Origin of the sequence: Pedobacter sp. HMWF019, assembly GCF_003061025.1 — a bacterium.
Taxonomy (GTDB): domain Bacteria; phylum Bacteroidota; class Bacteroidia; order Sphingobacteriales; family Sphingobacteriaceae; genus Pedobacter.
In genome coordinates this window covers 1-2,478 of sequence record NZ_QAIL01000589.1, presented here as the reverse complement: position 1 = coordinate 2,478, position 2,478 = coordinate 1, and the positions used below count along the sequence as shown (strand labels likewise).

The window sequence follows — 2,478 nt, the reverse complement described above, 5'->3', positions numbered from 1 at the left end:
AATGTAAAGGTTAAGGATTCTTTATTGGTTAAAAAGGACAGTGCATTAGTGAAACCTAAGAAGAAGATCAGGAAGAAAAAGTTAAAGAAGGTTCAAATTCAAACGACGCAAAAGTAATTATGTTATATCCCGAAAATTGTTTGGAACGTTTAGGTTTCAACGAAATTAGAGGACTCATCCATAAAAATTGTTTAAGCCCTATGGGACAGCAAATGGTGAGTAAAATGCAGGTCATGACCAATTATGACCAGATAAATAAATTTTTAAGACAAACCAGAGAATTTAAAAGTATACTCGAAAATCAGGAACCCCTGCAGATCAGTACTTTTTTTGATATTAAATATTTAGCGGATAAGATCCGGGCTGAAGGAAGTTACCTGGTGGAGGAGGAGTTATTTCAAATGTATGCCTCTCTTCAAACGGTATTCTCTGTACTTCGTTTTTTTGATGAAAGAAAAGAAGTTTATCCTAACCTGGAAGCTTTATTTGAGCATCTGCCTGTAGAGAAAAATATCCTTAAAAAGATTGAAACTGTTCTTGATCCCAAAGGTAAGATCAAACCTAATGCTTCTCCTGCTTTGCAGCAGATCATTGGGGATATTGCAAAAGGTGAGCAGGAAGTCAGGAAAAAGATGGATGCCATCTATAAACAGGCTGTTGGAAACAACTGGGTGGCTGATGGAAGTTTGACTATTCGTGACGGCAGGATGTGTATTCCGATCCTGGCTGAAAACAAGAGAAAACTGAAAGGATTTATCCATGATGAATCGGCCAGCGGCCAGACGGTATATATGGAGCCCGAGGAGGTCTTTACTTTAAATAACAAGTTAAGGGACCTGGAATTTGATAAGCGCAGGGAGATCATTAAGATTCTGATTGCTTTAACCAATGACCTGAGGCCTTATACTCCTTTATTATTGTCTTATCATGGCTTTTTAACAAAGCTGGATTTTGTACGTGCAAAAGCGCTTTTTGCGATAGAGGTGGAGGCAGATATGCCGGTTTTGGTGAAAGAAGCGAGGACTAAACTGGTGAATGCACGACATCCGCTCTTGTTTCTGTCTTTCAAAGAAGATCAGAAAACAGTAGTTCCTTTAAATATGCAGATCCATGATACATTGAGGATATTGCTGGTTTCCGGACCTAATGCCGGTGGTAAATCTGTTTGTATGAAAACGGTTGGTCTGTTGCAGATTATGATTCAGAGCGGGTTATTGATTCCTGTTCATGAGTCGAGTGAGGTAGGTATATTTGACAATATCTTTGCAGATATCGGAGATGATCAGTCTATAGAAAGTGATTTGAGTACTTATAGTGCCCATTTAACAAAGATGCGGTATTTTGTTGCGCATGCTACACCGAAGTCTCTGGTGCTGATTGATGAGTTTGGAACAGGTACAGATCCACAGTTCGGCGGGCCTATGGCAGAAGCAGTGCTGGAGGTATTGAACAATAAGAAGGTGAGGGGGGTAATTACGACGCACTATTCGAACCTGAAATTGTTTGCAGGCAATACACCTGGGCTTGAAAATGCCTCTATGTTGTTTGATAATGATAAAATGAAACCTTTGTATGTTCTTGAGATTGGGAAACCGGGTAGTTCATATGCTTTTGAGATTGCGCAGAATATTGGTTTGCAGCCTGAGGTTTTAAAGCTGGCGAGAGAAAAGACCGGTACCAATCAAAACCGTATAGACAGTTTGCTGGTGGATCTGGAGAGAGAGAAGAAGCAGATTTACGATACTAAAATCCATCTTTCTACCCAGCAGAACAAGGTGAAAAACCTGTTGGCTGAGAATGAAAAACTGAAGCTATTTCTGGAGGAAAATAAGAAGAGCCTGATTAAGGAAGCGAAGCTGGAGGCACAATCTATTATTAAAAATGCAAACAAGCTGGTCGAGAATACGATCGCCGAAATTAAAGAAAAACAGGCGGATAAGGTAGCGACTAAAGAGCTTCGGCAAAACCTGCAGAAACAGTTGGTGCAGCACCAGGTGAAGGAAGAAAAGAAAACGGAAGCACCTGTACAAAAATTAAATACACCTATAGAGGTTGGAGATTGGGTACAACTCAATAATAGTGAAACTACTGGACAGGTACTGGAAATTAACCGGGATAACCTGGTGGTGGCATTGGGCGATCTGAGGTCTGTTTTGAAAAAGAACAGGGTTCACAAGATCAGCAATACGCAGGCGAGGAAAACGATACAGGCCAATTCTTATTCTGGCAGTATTTCTGAAGCGATCAGCTCTTTTACTGCAGAGCTGGATTTGAGGGGAATGCGGGGTGAAGTCGCTTTACAGGAAGTTGAAAAATATTTGGACAGGTCTGTTATGATGGGCTTTCCTTTTATTAAACTGATTCATGGAAAAGGTGATGGTATTCTGAGAAAATTGATTCGTGAATATCTGAAAAAGTATAGCCAGGTGACCCGTGTGGAGGATCAACATGCAGACCGGGGTGGAGATGGTATTACGT

The 2,478-nt window shown here is 40.6% G+C and carries 1 protein-coding gene; it reads left to right on the top strand.

The window, feature by feature from the left end:
• Positions 1-119 precede the first annotated feature (119 nt).
• On the top strand, positions 120-2,478 hold a 2,359-nt coding region (locus DBR11_RS28175; protein ID WP_108555870.1), incomplete at its 3' end, for an endonuclease MutS2.